2 rRNA genes are annotated in these 2650 nt (G+C 48.2%); both read left to right on the forward strand.

Features of this window, described 5'->3' with window-relative positions:
* Positions 1-2439: ribosomal RNA gene (locus QM524_RS25835) — 23S ribosomal RNA — on the forward strand; the annotation flags it as partial.
* A 94-nt stretch (positions 2440-2533) separates the two neighbouring features.
* A 5S ribosomal RNA gene (gene rrf / locus QM524_RS25840) occupies positions 2534-2645 on the forward strand.
* Positions 2646-2650 lie beyond the last annotated feature (5 nt).

A 2650-nucleotide genomic window follows, 5' to 3' on the forward strand; every position in this document is an offset into this window, starting at 1 on the left:
GTATCCTGAGTAGGGGGGAGCTGGTGAAACTCCCTTTGAATCAGCCGGCACCATCCGGTAAGGCTAAATACTAACAAGAGACCGATAGTGAACGAGTACTGTGAAGGAAAGGTGAAAAGTACCCCGAATAGGGGGGTGAAAAGACCCTGAAACCATACACTTACAAGCGGTCGGAGCAGCGTGATGCTGTGACGGCGTGCCTTTTGCATAATGACCCTACGAGTTACTCTTCCTGGCAAGATTAAGGATTGCAGATCTGGAGTCGGAGCGAAAGCGAGTCTGAAAAGGGCGTTTAGTCAGGGGGAGTAGACGCGAAACCTTGTGATCTACCCATGGCCAGGTTGAAGGTGTGGTAACACACACTGGAGGACCGAACGAGTTTACGTTGAAAAGTATTTCGATGAGCTGTGGGTAGGGGTGAAAGGCTAATCAAACTGGGAAATAGCTCGTACTCCCCGAAATGTTTTTAGGAACAGCGTCGTGGTTGAGTTTCATGCAGGTAAAGCTACCAATAGGACTAGGGGGAGTCAAATCCTACCAAATCCTGATGAACTCTGAATGGCATGAAATATACACGGCAGTGAGGGCCGGGGTGCTAAGGTCACGGTCCGAGAGGGAAAGAACCCAGACCAACAGTTAAGGTCCCAAAATCTATACTAAGTTGAACAAAGGAGGTCTGATTGCAGAGACAGCCAGGATGTTAGCTTGGAAGCAGCTATTCATTTAAAGAGTGCGTAACAGCTCACTGGTCGAGCGAGGCGGGCATCGATAATAAACGGGCATCAAGTATAGTACCGAAGCTTTGGATTATGTAGCGATACATACTGGTAGGGGAGCATTCTGATAGCGATGAAGGTGAATCGACAAGGTTTGCTGGAGTGATCAGAAAAGCAAATGTAGGGATAAGTAACGATAATGGGGGCGAGAAACCCCCACGCCGAAAAGTCAAGGATTCCTCAGCTATGCTAATCAACTGAGGGTTAGTCGGGGGCTAAGGGTCTAGCGAGAGCGACAATCTAATGCACATCAGGTTAATATTCCTGAACTTACTATTAGGGAAACACGATGACGGAGATTCGTGGTTGGCAGGTACTGACGGAATAGTGCCTCTGAGTGGAAGCCGCAAGGCAGATGCGAGTCAGCGAAGAAACTTCCAAGAAAAGTTGTGAATCATAACTTAATAGTAACCCGTACCGTAAACCGACACAGGTGACTGGGAAGAATATTCTAAGGCGCTCGAGTGAATCACGGCTAAGGAACTCGGCAAATTAACCCTGTAACTTCGGGATAAAGGGAGCCTACTCAGCGATGAGAGGCCGCAGAGAATTGGTCCAGGCGACTGTTTAACAAAAACACATGGCTTTGCAAAAACGAAAGTTGACGTATAAGGCCTGACACCTGCCCGGTGCTGGAAGGTTAAGAGGGGATGTTAGGGCAACCGAAGCATTGAATCGAAGCCCCAGTAAACGGCGGCCGTAACTATAACGGTCCTAAGGTAGCGAAATTCCTTGTCGGGTAAGTTCCGACCTGCACGAATGGTGTAACGATCTGGACACTGTCTCAGCCGTGAGCTCGGTGAAATTGTAGTAACGGTGAAGATGCCGTTTACCCGCAACGGGACGGAAAGACCCCATGAACCTTTACTATAGCTTAGCATTGAGTTCTGGTACTGGATGTGTAGGATAGGTGGGAGACTGTGAGATGGTGTCGCTAGGCATCATGGAGTCAACGTTGAAATACCACCCTTCTTGTACTGGAATTCTAACCTAAATAGGGACATTGCTTGGTGGGTAGTTTGACTGGGGTGGTCGCCTCCAAAAGGATAACGGAGGCTTTCAAAGGTACCCTCAGCACGCTTGGTAACCGTGCGTAGAGTGCAATAGCAAAAGGGTGCTTGACTGTGAGACAAACAAGTCGATCAGGTACGAAAGTAGGATATAGTGATCCGGTGGTATAGTATGGAATAGCCATCGCTCAAAGGATAAAAGGTACTCTGGGGATAACAGGCTGATCTCCCCCAAGAGCTCACATCGACGGGGAGGTTTGGCACCTCGATGTCGGCTCGTCACATCCTGGGGCTGGAGAAGGTCCCAAGGGTTCGGCTGTTCGCCGATTAAAGTGGCACGCGAGCTGGGTTCAGAACGTCGTGAGACAGTTCGGTCCCTATCTGTTGTGGGCGTAGGAATATTGACAGGTTCTGACTTTAGTACGAGAGGACCGAGTTGGACTGACCTCTGGTGTATCAGTTGTCCTGCCAAGGGCATAGCTGAGTAGCTACGTCGGGACCAGATAAGCGCTGAAAGCATCTAAGTGCGAAACTGACCTGAAGATGAGTATTCCAAATAAGGGCCGTTGTAGATGACAACGTTGATAGGTTGCAGATGTATAGGTAGAGATACCAGAGTCGAGCAATACTAATTACCCAATAGCTTATGATATCTCTGTACTAAGAGTTTAATTCTTACTTGTTCAACATCTTTCACGATATACGTCAAACGGACATAAGACATAGAAACGGAAGTTTCGCAGGTTTTATGGAGCCGATAGGACTGGTGTTCACCTCTTCCCATCTCGAACAGAGCAGTTAAGCCCAGTACCGTTGATGATACTGCAATCAAATGCGGGAAAGTAAAAAAGCTCCAAAATATTA

Origin of the sequence: Flectobacillus roseus (assembly GCF_030056595.1) — a bacterium.
GTDB classification, from domain to species: domain Bacteria; phylum Bacteroidota; class Bacteroidia; order Cytophagales; family Spirosomataceae; genus Flectobacillus; species Flectobacillus roseus.